Source organism: Saccharopolyspora sp. NPDC002686, from assembly GCF_040295745.1.
Taxonomy (GTDB): Bacteria; Actinomycetota; Actinomycetes; order Mycobacteriales; family Pseudonocardiaceae; genus Saccharopolyspora; species Saccharopolyspora oryzae.
This window is the reverse complement of sequence record NZ_JBEOVY010000164.1, coordinates 1-16,501: the sequence shown is the minus strand read 5'-3', so window position 1 is coordinate 16,501 and position 16,501 is coordinate 1. Positions and strand designations below refer to the sequence as shown.

17 protein-coding genes are annotated in these 16,501 nt (G+C 70.4%); 9 read left to right on the top strand and 8 right to left on the bottom strand.

Going from position 1 to position 16,501, the window contains the following annotated elements; translation table 11 throughout:
• A partial coding sequence (locus ABTZ89_RS21500) for an FAD-dependent monooxygenase (protein WP_351047412.1) occupies positions 1–344 on the top strand: 344 nt, incomplete at its 5' end.
• A 23-nt stretch (positions 345–367) separates the two neighbouring features.
• Here the strand turns inward: ABTZ89_RS21500 and ABTZ89_RS21495 are convergent.
• Positions 368–1,246, bottom strand: a complete 879-nt coding sequence (locus ABTZ89_RS21495; RefSeq protein WP_351047409.1) for a helix-turn-helix transcriptional regulator — start codon at positions 1,244–1,246, stop codon at positions 368–370.
• Positions 1,247–1,377: 131 nt separating this feature from the next.
• On the opposite strand from ABTZ89_RS21495, the gene ABTZ89_RS21490 reads away from it, so the two are divergent.
• Positions 1,378–2,280, top strand: coding sequence for an MBL fold metallo-hydrolase (locus ABTZ89_RS21490; RefSeq protein WP_351047406.1), 903 nt, complete (start codon positions 1,378–1,380; stop codon positions 2,278–2,280).
• A gap of 14 nt (positions 2,281–2,294) precedes the next feature.
• A complete protein-coding gene (locus tag ABTZ89_RS21485; RefSeq protein ID WP_351047403.1) occupies positions 2,295–3,734 on the top strand; it encodes a carboxylesterase/lipase family protein in 1,440 nt (479 codons plus the stop codon).
• 62 nt (positions 3,735–3,796) lie between these two features.
• On the opposite strand, the gene ABTZ89_RS21480 is transcribed toward ABTZ89_RS21485, so the two are convergent.
• Positions 3,797–4,795, bottom strand: coding sequence for an esterase/lipase family protein (locus ABTZ89_RS21480; RefSeq protein ID WP_270950349.1), 999 nt, complete (start codon positions 4,793–4,795; stop codon positions 3,797–3,799).
• Positions 4,796–5,211: 416 nt separating this feature from the next.
• On the opposite strand from ABTZ89_RS21480, the gene ABTZ89_RS21475 reads away from it, so the two are divergent.
• A complete protein-coding gene (locus ABTZ89_RS21475) occupies positions 5,212–5,937 on the top strand; it encodes a dienelactone hydrolase family protein (RefSeq protein ID WP_351047399.1) in 726 nt (241 codons plus the stop codon).
• A gap of 41 nt (positions 5,938–5,978) precedes the next feature.
• Here the strand turns inward: ABTZ89_RS21475 and ABTZ89_RS21470 are convergent, their stop codons facing one another.
• Positions 5,979–6,887 (bottom strand): EamA family transporter, encoded by a 909-nt coding sequence (locus ABTZ89_RS21470; protein WP_351047396.1) that lies wholly within the window; start codon positions 6,885–6,887, stop codon positions 5,979–5,981.
• Positions 6,888–6,955: 68 nt separating this feature from the next.
• Here ABTZ89_RS21470 and ABTZ89_RS21465 point away from each other — a divergent pair, with 68 nt between their 5' ends.
• Positions 6,956–7,819 (top strand): LysR family transcriptional regulator, encoded by an 864-nt coding sequence (locus tag ABTZ89_RS21465; protein WP_351047393.1) that lies wholly within the window; start codon positions 6,956–6,958, stop codon positions 7,817–7,819.
• 38 nt (positions 7,820–7,857) lie between these two features.
• On the opposite strand, the gene ABTZ89_RS21460 is transcribed toward ABTZ89_RS21465, so the two are convergent.
• Positions 7,858–9,030, bottom strand: coding sequence for an epoxide hydrolase family protein (locus ABTZ89_RS21460; RefSeq protein WP_351047390.1), 1,173 nt, complete (start codon positions 9,028–9,030; stop codon positions 7,858–7,860).
• 81 nt (positions 9,031–9,111) lie between these two features.
• Here ABTZ89_RS21460 and ABTZ89_RS21455 point away from each other — a divergent pair, with 81 nt between their 5' ends.
• Positions 9,112–9,699, top strand: coding sequence for a CGNR zinc finger domain-containing protein (locus tag ABTZ89_RS21455; protein ID WP_351047387.1), 588 nt, complete (start codon positions 9,112–9,114; stop codon positions 9,697–9,699).
• 51 nt (positions 9,700–9,750) lie between these two features.
• On the opposite strand, the gene ABTZ89_RS21450 is transcribed toward ABTZ89_RS21455, so the two are convergent.
• Positions 9,751–10,347, bottom strand: coding sequence for a DUF1697 domain-containing protein (locus ABTZ89_RS21450; protein WP_351047384.1), 597 nt, complete (start codon positions 10,345–10,347; stop codon positions 9,751–9,753).
• Between the two features lie 83 nt (positions 10,348–10,430).
• On the opposite strand from ABTZ89_RS21450, the gene ABTZ89_RS21445 reads away from it, so the two are divergent.
• Positions 10,431–11,120: a GNAT family N-acetyltransferase gene (locus ABTZ89_RS21445; protein WP_351047381.1), complete on the top strand. Its 690-nt coding sequence runs from the start codon at positions 10,431–10,433 to the stop codon at positions 11,118–11,120.
• A 15-nt stretch (positions 11,121–11,135) separates the two neighbouring features.
• Here the strand turns inward: ABTZ89_RS21445 and ABTZ89_RS21440 are convergent, their stop codons facing one another.
• Positions 11,136–12,281 carry a glycosyltransferase family 9 protein gene (locus tag ABTZ89_RS21440; RefSeq protein ID WP_351047378.1) on the bottom strand — a complete coding sequence of 382 codons (1,146 nt, stop codon included), beginning with the start codon at positions 12,279–12,281 and terminating at the stop codon, positions 11,136–11,138.
• A gap of 39 nt (positions 12,282–12,320) precedes the next feature.
• Positions 12,321–13,067 carry an SDR family oxidoreductase gene (locus ABTZ89_RS21435; RefSeq protein ID WP_351047375.1) on the bottom strand — a complete coding sequence of 249 codons (747 nt, stop codon included), beginning with the start codon at positions 13,065–13,067 and terminating at the stop codon, positions 12,321–12,323.
• Between the two features lie 152 nt (positions 13,068–13,219).
• Here ABTZ89_RS21435 and ABTZ89_RS21430 point away from each other — a divergent pair, with 152 nt between their 5' ends.
• Positions 13,220–14,716 carry an MFS transporter gene (locus ABTZ89_RS21430; protein WP_351047372.1) on the top strand — a complete coding sequence of 499 codons (1,497 nt, stop codon included), beginning with the start codon at positions 13,220–13,222 and terminating at the stop codon, positions 14,714–14,716.
• Here ABTZ89_RS21430 and ABTZ89_RS21425 read toward each other — a convergent pair whose 3' ends face one another.
• Positions 14,717–15,538 (bottom strand): pentapeptide repeat-containing protein, encoded by an 822-nt coding sequence (locus ABTZ89_RS21425; protein WP_351047369.1) that lies wholly within the window; start codon positions 15,536–15,538, stop codon positions 14,717–14,719.
• 87 nt (positions 15,539–15,625) lie between these two features.
• Here ABTZ89_RS21425 and ABTZ89_RS21420 point away from each other — a divergent pair, with 87 nt between their 5' ends.
• The gene (locus ABTZ89_RS21420; protein WP_351047366.1) at positions 15,626–16,456 is read left to right on the top strand and encodes a coiled-coil domain-containing protein; all 831 of its coding nucleotides are present in this window, start codon (positions 15,626–15,628) and stop codon (positions 16,454–16,456) included.
• Positions 16,457–16,501: the final 45 nt, after the last annotated feature.

Genomic DNA, 16,501 nt, shown 5'->3' with positions numbered 1-16,501 from the left:
AGAGCCCGCTCAACCGCTGGCATCGCGGCCGCACCGTGCTGCTCGGCGACGCCGCGCACGCCATGCTTCCCCACCACGGACAGGGCGCCAACCAGACCATCGAGGACGCCGCCACCCTCGCTGAACTGCTGGCCCGCCACGACGACCACACCACCGCGTTGCGCCGCTACGAACAGCTGCGCCGCACCCGCACCCGCCAGGTTCAGCGTTCCTCGTGGGTGGCCTCGGACCTGCTGCACTTGCCTGACGGACCGCAGGTCGGTCGTCGTGACGCCGAGCTGGCCGGCATCGACGCCACGCTGCGCTGGATCCACGGCCACGACGCGGCGGCCGCGGTGATCTGACGCTGCGGCCTTGAACGCCGCCTTCAGCGGTGACTGAGCGTTCTTCGTCCTGCAACGCCCGCCGTCAGCTGGCCAAGGAGTTCGAGGGTGTCGGTGGAGGGGGAATTGTCCTCGGTGGTGACCACGACGAGGGACTGCTCCGGGGAGTGGGTGAGCTGGAGGCTCTGCTGGGTGATGGTGAGCTCGCCGACCAGCGGGTGGCGCAGCCGGAACGAGTCACCCACGCAGGGTTTGGCCCGGTGGTCGCCCCACAGCGCGACGAACTCCGGGCACTTCACCGACAGCTCGCCGACCAGCGAAGCCAGCAGCGCGTCCTCGGGGTGACGGCCTGCGGCGATCCGGAGGCTGGCCACCAGTCCCCGCGCCTTGCGGTCCCAGTCCGCGTAGAGCTCGCGGGTGTGCGGGTCCAGGAACAGCATCCGGACCAGGTTGGGGCGCTGCCCCGGGTGGTCCGGGGCGGTCGGGTCGATGTGCCCGGCCAGCAGGGCGTGCCCCATCGGCGTCCAGGCCAGCACATCGGTTCGCCGGCCGACGACCAGCGCGGGCACGTTGCCCAGCGACCGCAGCAGTTCGCGGGTCATCGCGTTGACGCGCTCCACCGGAGGGCGTTTGTGCGGGCGGGGACGTTGGGCGGCGAGTTCGTGCAGGTGGGTGCGTTCGTGATCGTCCAGGCGCAGTGCGGTGGCCAGGGCGTCGAGCACGCCGTCGGAGGCGTTGGTCGACTGGTTCTGCTCCAGGCGCGTGTAGTACGAGACGCTGACGCCCGCCAGCTGCGCGAGTTCTTCGCGGCGCAGTCCGGCAACGCGGCGGTGACCCGGTGGCGTGATCAGCCCGACGTCTTCCGGTTGTAGACGTGCCCGCCGCGCTCGCAGGAACTCGCCGAGGTGACCTGAACTGCCCATGCCCCCACTATGCCTTCAGCGCTGCCGGTGAGCCTGACCCTGTCAGTGGTACGCACAGCCGGGGCTGGTTGCGGGGACACCACTGGGCGCAGGCTCGGGCAGAGCTGAATCGAGAGCCTTTCGGAGCAATCATGCGAGAAATCGTGCTGGGCGGGGTCGAGATCACCCGGGTCGTCGAGTACTACGGGTCGATCGCGATGGCGCCGTCCGCCTTCGTGCCGGATGCGCCGGCGCAGACGTGGCGGGACAACGAGTCGTGGCTGGTGCCGGACTTCCTGGACCCGGCCGCGGACGAGTGCGTGTGCGCGGTGCAGACCTGGGTGCTGCGCAGCCAGGGGCGGACGATCCTGGTCGACACCGGCGTCGGCAACCACAAGGAGCGGCCGGACACCGAGTTGTGGGACCACCTCGACACCGACTTTCTCGGCGACCTCGCCCGTGCCGGGGTCCGGCCCGAGGACGTCGACCTGGTCATCAACACCCACCTGCACATCGACCACGTCGGCTGGAACACGCGGCTGGAGGGCGAGGACTGGGTGCCGACGTTCCCCAACGCGACCTACCTGATCTCGCGCGCCGACTTCGACTTCTGGAACCCCGCCAACGGCCACCCCTCGGCGCAGCGCCCCGATTCCCGCAACACCTTCCACGACAGCGTTGCTCCGGTGCACCGAGCGGGCCAAACCCTGCTGTGGGAGGGCGAGCACGTCATCGACGACAACCTGCGCCTGGTCCTCGCACCGGGGCACACCCCCGGATCGTCGGTGCTGAGCTTGGATTCCGGTGGTGATCGGGCGCTGTTCATCGGGGACATGCTGCACGCCCCGGTGCAGTTCCTCGAACCCGATGCCAACAGCTGCTTCTGCGAGGACCCGGTCCAGGCGCGGGCCACCCGGCGCAAGGTGCTGGGGCAGGCCGCCGACACCAGCACCCTGGTGCTGCCCGCGCATCTCGGCGGGCACGGCGGTGCGGAAGTCGTGCGGGAGGGCGAGAAGTTCGCCATCAAGTCGTGGGCACCGTTCGCCCGGATCTGACAGGAGGACAACTGGTGTCCGACCCCATCGTGACCACCACCCGCGGAGCCGTGCGCGGAACCACCAGCGGCAGCGTGCGGCGCTTCCTGGGCATCCCGTATGCCGCTGCGCCCCGGGGTATCGACCGGTTCGCCCCGCCTGCCGCGCATCAGCCCTGGTCAGGCGTTCGCGATGCCGGTCTTCCCGGGCCGACCGCACCCCAGGCGCGCCGGGGCGGGTTCGCCGCGCTGGACATGTCACCGTTCTTCGGCCCTGGCTGGGTCCGCGGGGAGGACTACCTCACCGTCAACGTCTGGGCGCCGCAGCAGGCTCAGGGCTGCCCGGTGATGGTCTTCGTGCACGGCGGTGGGTTCGTCTCCGGTTCGACCCGGTCCCCGCTCTACGACGGCAGTGCGTTCGCCCGCGATGGTGTGGTTCTGGTGACGGTGAACTACCGGCTGGGCATCACCGGGTTCCTCGATGTGCCCGGTGCCGCGCGCAACCGCGGACTGCTCGACATCATCGCCGCGCTGCGGTGGGTGCAGGACAACGTCGACGCTTTCGGCGGCGATCCGGGCAATGTCACGGTGTTCGGCCAGTCCGCTGGTGCCACGCTCGTCGCCGCGCTGCTCGCCGATCCCGAGGCCAGCGGGTTGTTCCGGCGCGCGATCGTGCAGAGCGGCAACGGGCTCGGGGCGTTCTCCCCGGAGCAGGCCGCGGTGGTGACCCGCGCGGCGGCCACGGCTCTCGGCGTCGAGCCGAACGCCGCTGGATTCGGCGCCGTACCGGACGAGCGGCTGGTCGAGATCATGCCGGAGCTCGGCGGCCTGGACCTGCAGACGGAGCGGGAGTTCGATCCTCTGGTGGGGCTCACCCCGTTCGACGTGGTTCTCGAGCGCCAGCCCGCCGACAGCGACTTGGCGGACGTGGACCTGCTCGTGGGTTCCAACTCCGAGGAAGGCAACCTCTACCTCGCACCGCAAGGGGATCTGGCCACCTCGACCTCCGCTGACGTGCGCGAACTCGCCACCCGCGTGCACCGGGATCCGGACGCGCTGATCGCGGCCTACCGGGCGCAGCGGCCGGGGGCCGGTCACGGCGAGCTGCGCTCGGCGATCCTCGGTGACGCGATGTTCGCAGCCGGCGGTCGCAGGCTGGCTGATGCCCACGGCAATGCGCACGTCTACGAGTTCGCCTGGGGTTCGTCCGCTGTGGACGGTCAGCTCGGTGCGGCGCACTCGGTCGAGCTGCCGTTCGTCTTCGACCTGCTCGACCTGCCGGTGCTGCGCGGCCCGCGGGGGTTGCTCGGGGCGGGGGATCCGCCGGAGGCGTTGGCGAAGGAGATGCACGCCGCGTGGATCTCCTTCGCCACCACCGGAGATCCCGGCTGGCCCCGGTTGGCGGAAGGGGGCCTTCTGCGGCGTTTCGACGCGGTGTCCCGAACCGCCACGGCCCGCGATCTGTCCATGTGGTGAGCCACCCGAGCACCCTTGATCAGTACTGTCACGGTGACGAAATGATCAAGGGTGCTCGGTCGTCACCGCGGCAGGTCGTCACCCTTGTACGTGGCGGCCTTGAACGCCACCTTCAGCGGGGACCAACCGTTCTCGGTGGTGAAGGGCCCGCCATCGGCTCCGTGGTGCCAGTAGCGCAAGCAGAAGCCGCCCGCGCCCTTGAGCTTGCGCAGACCGCTGTGGCTGACGTTCGGGTCCGAGCAGTCGGGAATGCCGTTGTCGCTGAGATCCTCGTCGTAGCCGTACTTCTGGTGCGCGAAGTGGCCCTTGTCGATACCGGAGTAGTACGACACCGTCTGGTCCTCCAGGGACCCGGCGAGGCTCCAGTCGATCCCGGCGGCCCACGGATCGTCCAGACCCCGGTCACCTCGACCCGGCGCGGACTCGTGCAGCTTCTCGATGAACCCCGATCCGCCCTCGCTCTTCGGGGTCATCTGGTTCCACTGCCCCGTGCAGTTGTCGTCCGGACTGGCATCGGGATTGCTGCACCCGTTGATCAAGCCCTGGTGCGGGGTGCCGAGCGTGACGATGTTGTCCACGGCCACCTTCGGCGGGAACCCCTTCCAGCCCTCACCGGTGCCCAGCACCGCGACGCGGGTGATCAGCCCGCCCATCGAGTGCGCGACGATGTCGACGTTCTCGCCCTTGCTGGTGTAGTTCCGGTAGATGTAGTTCGCGAAGTCCTTCGCGATGTCCTGGATCGGGCGGTCGCGGGTCGCCTCGCCATCACCGATCACGTCATCGCAGTGCTCGGCATCGCCCTTGTAGTAGCCGATCGTGCGCATCGAGGAGCGATCCCGGCCGCCGCTGTCGTGGAAGTACTGCAGGGCCGTGTCCCAGGTCGACTCGTTGCACTTGGTGGGCGGTTCGGGGTTGTAGCCATGCACCAGCAGCATCGTGTTCTGCTTGGCGGCCGGGGCGGGTTCGTCGGCTCCCGCGGCCTGGACCGGTGCCGGGATGCTCAGGGCGAGTCCCGCGGTGGCGAGCGCGGCGATCACTGCGTGCCAGCGTCGGTTGGTCATCGAGCACACTCCCGTCGGTCGACGTCGACGCGCGACCCTGGCAGCGCCCCGCATCCGGACGACATCGCGGCCCGTTGAGCCCAGCACTCCAGTCCTCGACGACGCCCGGCCGGCGGGCACCTGATGTCGGTCCCGCCGACCCTAGGTACGCGAACTCGACATTCGCGGACGAACGCGCAGGTTTCGCTCCCGTGGAGCAGTCAGGTTGCCCCGATCGGATGACCCCGGGCGTTCCCGATCGCCGCGAAAAACCGTTGGCGGATCACGGCGACCACTGCTAGCTTTCCGGAGGCCGTGCGAGAGAACGAGGAGGTGGTACCCGTGAACGCATCGACATGGGTGCTCCCCTCCGGGGTCACGGTCGGGCGATAGGTCGTCCGGGAGCGCCGTCACGAGCACTCCCGAAAGGCACGACCATGCGATTCACTGCCGAACAGCGCCTCGACGACGGTGTCCTCGAGCGCGAGTTCACCCTCGGTGAGGTCCCCGGCATCCTGTGGACACCCGCATCCGCACCGGCACCGCTGATCCTGCTCGGCCACCCCGGCGGACTGCACAAGATGTACCCCCGACTGGTGGGCCGGGCCCGGCGCTCGGCGGCGGAAGGCTTCGCCACGGCCACCATCGAGCTGCCCGGCAGCGGCGACCGACCCCGCTTGGCCACCGCCGAGCAGGCCCGCGCCGACCTGCGCCAGGCACTGGACGCCGGTGAGCCGGTCAGCGACGAGATCGTCGACCGGCTGGTCCTCCCGCTGGTCGACGAGGCGGTCCCGGAATGGCGGGCCGTCCTGGACGCTCTGCTCTCGCTGCCCGAGATCGGCGGCCCGGTCGGGTACTCGGGAGGCGTGATCGCCATCGGCATCCGGTTGGCCGTGGTCGAGCCGCGCATCTCGGCCGCCGGATTCTTCGCCGGGAGTTTCGTGCCCGCCGCCATGCTCGACGAGGCCCGGCAGATCACCATTCCGCTGCACGTCCTGCTGCAGTGGGACGACGAAGGCAACGATCGGCAGCGGGCCCTGGACCTGTTCGACGCCTTCGGCTCCGAGGAGAAGACGCTGCACGCCAACATGGGCGGGCACACCGGCGTCCCGCAGTTCGCGGGGGAGGACGCGGCCAGGTTCTTCGCCCGGCACCTGAAGTGAAGTCGGGCCGGCAGCTCCACGATCGGAGCTGCCGGCCGCGATCATGGAGTGGACTCCACAACCGTCCCGGGTGCGCTGCGCCGCAGCCGGGACGTGACGCTGATGGCGTTGGCGGCCACGATCGCCCCGATGCTCAGCCACTGCGCCACCTGCAGGGGCTCACCCAGCACCACCACACCGATCCCCGCCGCCAGCACCGGGTTGACGCTCATGAAGATCCCGAACGCCGCCGCCGGAATCCGCCGCAGCGCCAGCAGGTCCACCAGGAACGGCACCGCCGAGGCCAGCAGACCCGCCCCGGCCGCGCACACCAGGGCCCCGGCGGTCGGCGGGTGGTTGACCAGCACGAGAACGCCGATCGGCACGAACACCAACCCGGAAACCCCGGCGGCCGCCGCCGAACCCTGCGCGCCCGGCAGCCGCCGCCCCACCTCGCGGTTGAGCAGGATGTAGCTGGCCCAGCACACCGCGGCCAGCAGCGCCAAGCCGATCCCGGCGTAGTCGGTGGTGGGTTGCGGGCGGGTCAGCACCACCACTCCGGCCGCTGCGATCACCGCGCAGCCCAGGTCCATCAGCCGCCGCGAGCCGGCCAGCGCCACCGCCAGCGGTCCCAGGAACTCCAGCGTCACCGCCAGCCCGAGCCCGATGCGATCGATGGCGGCGTAGAGCGAGAGGTTCATCGTCGCGAACACCGCTGCCAGCGCCAGCACGAGACGCCACTGGGGCAGCGTGAACGCCCGCAGCTGCGGGCGTCCGACGCCGAGCAGCAGCACCGCGGCGATCCACTGCCGCACTGCCACCACACCGGCCGGACCGATCACCGGGAACGCCATCGAACCGATCGCCGCACCGAGCTGGTTGGAGAACCCGCTGCCGAGCAGCATCGCGAAACCCGCGCCGCGACCGGCGGTCGCCGAGCCCGCCGCGGGAGCTGTGGTGGTCGTCTGCATGCCGTGAGCTTGCGCCCGGCGACCGCATTCGCAAAATGCATGCGGCGTCGCAGCGATACGCTGTGGTTATGGATGTGGAGTTGCGGCAGTTGCGCTGCCTGGTCGCGATCGTCGACGCGGGCACCTTCACCGACGCGGCCATCGACCTCGGCGTCTCGCAGGCCGCCGTCTCCCGCACCTTGGCCTCGCTGGAGGCAGCGCTCGGCGTGCGGCTGCTGCGGCGCACCAGCCGCGAGGTCGCCCCGACCGCGGCCGGCTCGCGGGTGCTGGCCCGCGCCCGCCGCGTCCTGGCCGAAACCGACGACCTGGTGCGCGAAGCCACCACCGGGCACACCCACCTGCGCATCGGCTACGCCTGGTCGGCGATGGGCCGCCACACCGTGCAGTTCCAGCGCCGCTGGGCGCGGCTGTTCCCCGAAACCGAACTGCAGCTGGTGCGCACCAACTCCGCCACCGGCGGGCTCGCCGAAGGTGCCTGCGACATCGCCGTGGTGCGCACCGAACCCGACCAGCGGCGCTTCGACGGGGTGATCGTCGGGTTGGAACGACGTCACCTCGCGATGGCCGCCGACGACCCGTGGGCGCGCCGCCGCTTCGTCCGCCTCGCCGAGATCAGCGACCGGACGGTGCTCATCGACCGGCGTTCGGGCACCACGACCACCGACCTGTGGCCACCGGAGAAGCGACCGGCCGTGGAGTACACCCACGAGGTCGACGACTGGTTGACCGTGATCGCCACCGGTCGCTGCGTCGGCATCACCGCGGAAGGCACCGTCGCCCAGTACCCCCGGCCCGGTGTGGTGTTCCGCCCGGTGCGCGACGCCGCGCCGATCCCGGTCCGGCTGATCTGGTGGCGCGACGACCCGCACCCGCTCGCCGACAAGGCCACCCGGCTGCTCACCGAGCTCTACGGGACCCCGGAGCGGGCGTGATCCGCCATGCCGGCCAAGTCGTGTCCAGGCTGACGCGGTCACCGATTGGCGGCCAGCACTGCTGCGAGGCCTTCTCGGAGGTCCTTGACGAAGTACTGGGGAACCTCCAGCGACGGGAAATGCCCTCCGGCTTCGGGTGACTTCCACCGGACGATCTGCCGGTACCGCTCCTGCGCCCAGGGGCGCGGGCACTTCTCGACGTCGCGGGGGTACATGGTGAGTGCTGAGGGGACGTCGACCCGGAGTTCGGGGTCCAGCGAGTTGTGGCTTTCGTAGTAGATGCGGGCCGCCGATGCGCCGGTCCGCGTCAGCCAGTACAGGGTGACGTCGTCGAGAATCCTGTCCCTGGACATCGTTTCGAACGGGCTGTCCTCGGTGTCCGACCACTCGGCGAACTTGTCGAGGATCCAGGCGAGGAGCCCGACCGGTGAGTCGACGAGCGAGTAGCCGATGGTCTGCGGTCGGGTCGCCTGCTGCTTCGCGTACGCCGCGCGGTGGCGCCAGAAATCACGGGTTTCCTCGACCCACTCGCGCTCGACCGCCGTCAGTCCGTCGGTTGTCAACCCGGGCGGTCCTTCCGCGAACGTGGTGTGGATGCCGAGGACGTGTGTGGGGAACCGGCCACCGAGAACTGTGGTGATGTTGCCTCCCCAGTCGCCGCCGTGGGCGGTGAACTCGCTGTAGCCGAGCCTTCCCATCAGTTCCACCCATGCGGCCGCGATCTTCTCGGTTCCCCACCCGGTTGTGGCCGGCTTGTCGCTGTAACCGAAGCCCGGTAGCGACGGGACTACGACGTGGAACGCCGGCGCATCGGCATCTTTCGGATCTGCCAGCTCGTCCACTGCGTCGATGAACCGAACGATGCTGTCCGGCCAGCCGTGCGTGAGGACCAGAGGAGTGGCGTCCGCGCGGGCGGATCGGCGGTGCAGGAAGTGGATTCCCAGACCATCGATGGTCGTGCGGAACTGGCCGATGCGGTTGAGGCGCTCTTCGAACGACCGCCAGTCGTACTCGGTGCGCCAGTAGTCCACGACGTCGACGAGGTCGGCGAGCGGAACGCCCTGGTCCCATCGGCGGGCGTCGGGTGCGGCGCGGTGGACCGTCTCGGCCTCCGGTAGCCGCGCCGCGGCCAGTCGCGCGCGCAGATCGTCGAGCTCGGCGTCAGTTGCGTGGGCTTCGAATGCTTGCACGTCGCTGGTTGGACGGGGCATGAGACCTCCTGGCCATGGTGGAACCGGCTAAGGCGGTTCTACCTGTCTTCATGCCGGTGTGCAACCTGCTAAGGTGGTTCCATGCGTGCCGAGTTCCCCGAATTCCGCCTCGGTAACGTGCTGGCGACCAGCTTCACGGCGACTCTGACGGAGCGTCAGGGCGACGCGGTCGAGCGCATTCCCACCCCGCACCGGCTCATCGACTGGCTGGCGGTGAACGACCTCGCCGTGGACTCCTGCACCACCGCCCAGCTCGACCTCGCTCGGGAACTGAGGGAATCGATCCACGCCGCCGCCACCGCGACCGCGATCCAGGACGACCTCCCCGCATCTGCTGTCCAAGTCATCAACGACTGCAGCGCTCAGGGTCGGGCCGCGGCTGTCCTGACGCCTGAGGGCAAGCGGCGATGGCAGCTCAGCTCGGCTTGCAGCGTGGAAGATGCCCTCAGCGTGATCGCCGCCGACGCGATCAGCATCATCGCAGGCGAACGAGACGGAAAACTGGCCTTGTGCGCCTCACCGACCTGCCGCGCCGCCTTCTTCGACACCAGCCAAAGCCGCACCCGCAAGTGGTGCGACATGAACACGTGCGGGAATCGTCAGAAGAAAGCGCGCTTCCACGCCAAGCAGCGCGAGAACGGGACTGCCGCACGGGCGGACGTCAGCTGATCTGGCTTGGCCGCGGAATCCTGATTGCTCCGCGGCATGGGTGATCGCTGCTCACCCGGAGGTCGGGTGGTCGCCCGCGAGCTCGGCCAGTGCGGTCACCGTCCGCCAGTTTCGGGCGGTCAGCTCCACGCCCAAGCGGCGCTGGAGGTAGGCGGCGGTGACCTTGGAGCGCCCCGCACCGGCCGGGTAGTGCAGGTACAGCTCGCGGCCTCGCAGCAGCATCTGCTCGGAGGCTCCAGCAGGCACGTCCAGCGCCGCGACCCGTTCGGCATCAGGCTCGGCGGCCAGGAACGCCACGTGCAGCTTGGCCAGGTCGTCCTGCTGCCCGGCGAAGGGGTGGGATTCGGCCACGGCGGTGATCTCGGCGGCGGTGCGGACCAGGACCGCAGTGTCCAACCCCAGGTCGGTGGCCAAGTGGGCTCGTACCTGCTGCTCCACCACCCGCGGGTCGTGTTCTGCGGTGGTGAACACGACGTTGCCGCTGCGCAGGTACGTCGTCACATCACGACCACCGAGGTCGCTGATCGCGGTTCGCAGATCAGCCATGGCGAGACTGCCGCGCGATCCGAGGTTGACCGCGCGCAACAACGCGACGCAAGTAAGCACGGCAGCAATCCTTCCACTACAACCCCGATCAGCGCTGGACATCCCCGCGACGCCCCCGGGATCGGACGGCCCGGTGGTCCGTACGATGACCGGGCACGGTTCCCGAGCAGGAGAGGCTCAGCACGATGGTGGAGTGTCAGGTCGCCGTACTCGACGATCCGGTGGGTGAGTCGCTCCGCGGGAACCACGCGCACCTGGCTCGTCGAATCGGCCGGGCCGCCACCTACGCGCCGGGCGTTGCGACGTTCTCGTCGATCACCTCGGAGCCGGACGCCTGGAACGACCTGGCCCGGTTGCTCGGGCCCGGGCAGTTCGCCGACATGTTCAGCTGCGCGGCAACACCGCCGTCGGACTGGGAACCGGTCTTCGAACTCGACGGTCTCCAGATGATCTGGGCCGGCCACGACCGGCCGGATCCCGCGGCGACCACCGGTGTGGTCGAGCTGGGTGAGCAGGACGTGCCGGACATGCTGGACCTGGTCGAGCGGACCCGTCCGGGCCCGTTCTGGTCGCGCACCCGCGAACTCGGCACCTACCTCGGCATCCGCGACGGCGGTGCGTTGGTGGCCATGGCCGGTGAGCGACTCCGGCCGCCGGGCTGGACCGAGATCAGCGCCGTGTGCACCGCGCCCGAAGCGCGCGGGCGAGGCCACGCCGCCCACCTGATCAACGCACTCGTCGCGCGCATCGTGGCGCGCGGTGAACGTCCTTTCCTGCACGTCGTGGAAACCAACACCGGCGCGATCGCCCTCTACGAGCGGTTGGGCTTCGAAACCCGCAAACGCGTGACCTTCCGGGGATTCCGCACGCCGTGACGGCCTCCAGCGGCCTCATCGCTCAGGCGGGGCCGGGAGGTAGGAGACCAGCAGGTCGTCCACTGAGTACATCAGCTCGGTGCGGCCGCCGAACAGCGCGTGCACACGGGCAGCGTGGTCGCGCATCGCGGTATCGAAGTCCTGGCCGGCCAGCAGCAGTGCCGCTCCGTCGAGGAGCGCGGGCAGGTCTGCGTCGATGCGGGCCGCCGACATGCTCGGGGAGCGGGGACCGTCGTCCTCGACCGGGTCGGGGGTGTTGCCCAGCAGCAGGTAGCAGGGGAAGCGCTGCAGGTCGGGCAGCACGGAGTGGAACGGCACGCCGGGGTTGAAGTAGTACTCGGCCCAGTCGTTGCCCGCCAGCGCCAGCCACGGTGTGCCCGCGGCCATCGCGGCGAAGGCGAATCCGCTGTGCGGGGACAGCAGCATGTCGCAGCGCTGCAGCGCGGCCAGCTGCTGCGCCAGCGGGACGTCGACGGCCCACACCGCGTGCGGGGCGACCTCGGCCAGGGCTTCGAACTCCGCGCGGGTGAAGCCGGTGCTGGTGCGCCCGTCGTCGGCGTGCTTGCCGGTCAGGCAGAACCGGGCCTGCGGCCAGCGTTGCGCGAAGGCCTCCAGGACGTGCTGCCACGACGCCAGCGACGGGTAGCGCCAGCGTTCGGCGCTGCCACCGGGCAGCACGGCGATCGTGGGGCCGTCGTGGTCGGGCAGCAGCTCGGCGGCCCAGTCCCGGGCGGGCTGCGGCAGCGCCAGCCGGAGCGGGTTGCGCGGTCGGTAGGACGGTGCGGGTGCGCCGACCTGGGTGTGGCCGTTGGTGGTGCGGAAGTGCTGGGCGGCGAGCTCGTAGTAGTGCTTCAGGCCGGGGAAGTACTGGTGCTGCCAGGCCTGGTGACCGCGCGGGTCGTCGACTACCCAGTCCCACTCGGCCGGGACGTGCGCCAGGACCTCGGGACCAGGGGGCTCGAACACGTCGATGTCCACTGTGTACACGTCGTCGATCGCGTCGCACCAGTCGGCCAGCTGCACCGCGGTCGCGGAGTTGAGCACCACCCCGATGCGCCGGTCCGGATCGGCCCGCCGGTAGCCCAGGGCGTACTGCAGCGCCTCCACGGCATGCCCGACCGGGTGGCAGTAGACGAAGTTGACCAGCAACGACTCACCCACGACCTCCAGGTTAGGGGCCGCAGCAACCGGTTTTCCGCTTCACAGCCCGCCGGCGACGCGCAGCACGGCCCCGCTGGTGTAGGCCGATTCCGGACCGAGCAGCCAGCCGATGGCCGGCGCGATGTCCTCGGGTTCCCCGGCGCGGCCCATCGGCACTCGCGACACGGCGGTCTCGAGGCGTTCGGGAACACCGGCACCGGCGTGGATGTCGGTGCGCACCAGGCCCGGTGCCACCGCGTTGACCCGCACCCCGTCCTGGGCGAGCTCCTTGGCCAGACCGGAGGTGAAGGCGTCCACCGCGGCCTTGGCGCCGGCGTAGTGGACGTACTCGTGGGCCGCGCCGAGCGTGGCGGCACCGGAGGAGACGTTGACGATCGCCCCGCCTGGCCCGCCGCGCCGGGTGGACATCACCTGCGCGGCGCGGCGCGAGCAGAGCACGGTGCCGAGGAAGTTGACGTCGATGACCTGCCGGATCACCTCGACCGGGGTGTCGGCCAGGTCGCCGACGTGCGCGGTCAGCCCGGCGTTGTTGACCAGACCGGTCACCGGGCCCAGCTGCTCGGCGGTCTCGTCGAACAGCCGGTCCACATCGGATTCCTGGCTGACGTCGGCGCGCACCAGCACGCAGCGCCCCCCGTGCGAGGTGACCTGGTCCGCGACTTCCTCGGCGCTGCTGCGGTTCCCGCGGTAGCAGAGCGCGAGGTCGTGTCCGGCGCGGGCCAGCCACAACGCGGTGGCCGCGCCGATTCCTCGACTGCCACCGGTGATGATGGTGATGGGACGCATCCGCTGATCATGCCATCCGCTTCCGAACCCCCACCGGAATCCCGGATGTCCCCCGCCGGTCGGCAGTGGACGCGTGTCGAGTTCGCAACACCCCGGGTGATGCGGAAATTCCGCATTGACTTCGAGTTATCTCGAAGTTCGAGCATCGGCACATGACTGTTGATGAGAAACGACGAAATCGCGCCGGGGCGCGGGAGTGGGCTGGACTGGCCGTGCTCGCGCTGCCGCTGCTGGTGCTGGCCATGGACGTCAGCGTGCTCTACCTCGCCGCGCCGCACCTGACCGCGCAACTGCGCCCGACCAGCACCCAAGCGTTGTGGATCATGGACGCCTACGGGTTCCTCATCGCCGGGTTCCTCGTCACGATGGGCACGTTGGGCGACCGGATCGGCCGTCGTCGGCTGCTGCTGATCGGTTCAGCCGCCTTCGCCGCGGCGTCGCTGCTGGCCGCGTTCGCCCCCAGTGCCGAACTGCTCATCACCGCCCGCGCGCTGCTGGGGATCACCGGGGCGACGCTGATGCCCTCCACCCTGGCGTTGATCCGCACCATGTTCACCGATCCCGCGCAGCGGTCGGTGGCGATCGCGGTGTGGATGACGACGTTCACCGCCGGTGTGGCGGTCGGCCCGCTGATCGGCGGGATGCTGCTGGAGGCGTTCTGGTGGGGTTCGGTGTTCCTGCTGGCCGTGCCGGTCATGGCGCTGGTGCTGCTGCTCGGACCGTGGCTGCTGCCCGAACACCGTCCGCAGCACGCAGGTCGGCTCGATCCGGTCAGCGTGCTGTTGTCGCTGCTGACGATCGTGCCGGTCGTCCACGGGTTCAAGGAGATCGCCCACCACGGCCCCGACCTCGTCCCACTGGCAGCGCTGGTGACCGGAGCGGTCGCTGGAGCGCTCTTCGTGCGCAGGCAGCGGCGCATGTCCGACCCGCTGGTGGATGTGCGGCTGTTCAACAACCGCACTTTCAGCACGGCGCTGGTGCTGCTGCTGATGGGACTGCTGGTGGTCAACGGGGTGTTCTACCTGGTTCCGCAGTTCCTGCAAGGCGTCGCCGGGCTCTCGCCGCTGCGGACCGGGATGTGGTTGACGGTCGTGGCCATCGCTTCGGCCGGCTCCTCGCTGCTGGCTCCCGTGGTGGCACGGAGGTGGGGCCCGGCACGGGTGATCGCGGCGGGTGCGGTGATCTCGGTGGTGGGCTTCGTGCTGTTCACCGCGCTCGACGGCAGCAGCGCGCCCGCTGCCGTGCTGGCCACTGCGCTGGTCACCGCCGGGTTGAGCCCCATGGGTGTGCTGACCACCGATCTGGTCGTGGGCAGCGCACCACCGGAGCGCACCGGGGCGGCTGCGGCGCTTTCGGAGACCAGCGGTGAGCTCGGCGTCGGACTCGGCGTGGCGGTGATGGGCACGATGGTCACGGCCGTCTACCAGGCGCAGATGTCGGGCGCACCGGCTCAGGCCGGGGAAACCCTCGCGGGAGCGGTCGCGCTGGCCGAACAGCAGCACGCTCCGACCACCGCTGGTGTGCTCGAGGCTGCTCGGGAGGCGTTCACCAGCGGGATCAACATCGTGGGGATCATCGGTGCGGTGGTGCTGGCCGGTTTGGCCGTCGCGGCGATCGGGCTGCTGCGTCCGGCACCGGACAACAGCTGATCACCAGTGCCCGGGGCGGTCCAACCTGGCGGGGATCTTAGTTGTGGCATCGCCCTTGGCGGCGTTGACCTGGGCCTGAGTGAGGAACAGGGCGTCGGTGAGGTCGGCGCCGCGCAGGTCGGTGTCGCGGAAGTCCGCGCCGATCACATCGGCCGAGCGCAGATCCGCTCCTCGCAGGTCAGCGGCGATGAGCAGCGCTCCGCGCAAATTGGCGCCCCGCAAGTTCGCACCCCGCTTGGAGGCACCGATGAGGTCGGCGCTGCGGTGGTTCTTGGTGCGCTCGCCGACCTCGGCGCGGACCAGTTCGCTGGTGCGCACCAGCAAGGTGTTGACGTCCTGGCGCACCGCGGCGACATCGACCCCGGTGATCGTCTCGGCGTCGCTGCGGGTGAGCGCGTCGACCTCCTGCGCCGCGCGGCGCACCTCGTCGTGCACGGCACTGGCGGCCGGGCGGGTCAGCGCGTCGGCGAGGTACCACAGCAGTTCGTGCAACTGGCGCATCACGGCGAAGGCGGTGAACATCTGCCCGGAGCTGTCCGGGTGCTGCCGCCAGTCGCGGTCGGTGAAGGTCACCTGGGTGACCTTCTGGCCCGCGCCGAAGCAGTCGAAGACCGTGCACCCGGAGAAACCGCGCTCGCGCAGGTGGGCGTGGATGCCGCAGCGGAAGTCCGCCAGCAGGTTCGTGCACGGCGTTCCTGCGGCCTTGTCGACGGCGAAGTCGGCGGAGGCGGCGAAGGGCAGGGCCACGCAGCACAGCCCGGCGCAGCTGCTGCAGTCGGCGCGCAGTGCGAGATCGGCCGGGGTGGGGTTCGGGTGCGACAACGCGGGGGTGCTTCCTGGTCGACGTGCGGGGGTGCGCCCATTGTCCCCGACCCGGGTCGTCGAGGTCGGCTTCGGTACCGTCCAGGCATGGGTGAGGTGGCTGCCGAGCAGGACGGGGTGTGCCGGTACCCGGGGTGTTCGCGGGAGATCGTGCGCAGTTCCGGGCCCGGGCGACCGGCGGAGTACTGCGACCTTCCCGAGCACACCCGGTGGCGGGCCTGGAAGCAGCGGCAGCGCCTGCAGGCCGCGCAGGAACAGCTCCCCGACGTCCCCGCGCCGTCGGCGGAGTACGACGGGGCGCGGGTGCGGGCCGAGGAGCTGGTGCGGCAGTACCGCCTCCTTTCGGAGCAATTGACCCGGAATCTTCGCGCCGGGCTCGACGAACTGGCTACGATCACCGATCCCAGCGCGGCCGAAGCGCAGATCCAAGCAGCCCAGGCCGAGGCCGCGCACCGCATCGCGCAGGCCGAGCAGGCCTTGGCCACCGCGCAGCAGCAGCGCCGCGAGGCCGAGCAGGCGCGCACCGCCGCCGACGAAGCGGCCGAGGACGCCGCTGCCGCTGCCGAACAGGCCGGTCACGACGCCGAGCGCGCCCGCAAGGAACGGGACGATGCCGTGGAGCAAGCGCGAGCAGCCCAGCAGCAGGCGCAGCAGGACGTCGAAGCCGCCCGCAACGAAGCCGAGGTCGCCAGGACCGCCGCCCGCCGCGAAGCCGACGAGCAGGTCGCCGAAGCGCGCGAGGCCATCGAGCAGGCCAAGGCCGCGGCCGCGGCCGAAGTTCAGGCAGCGCAGGAACGAGCCCGCGAGCAGATCGCTGAGGCCGGGCGGCAACAGGCCGCGGCTACCGAGCGCGCGGCGCGTGCCGAGCAGTCCGCCGAGACCGCGCAGGCCCAGCGAGGACGAGGACGTAGACGTTGATCACCCACAGCACCTCGTCCAACGAGGCCCGCAGGACGTCGACGA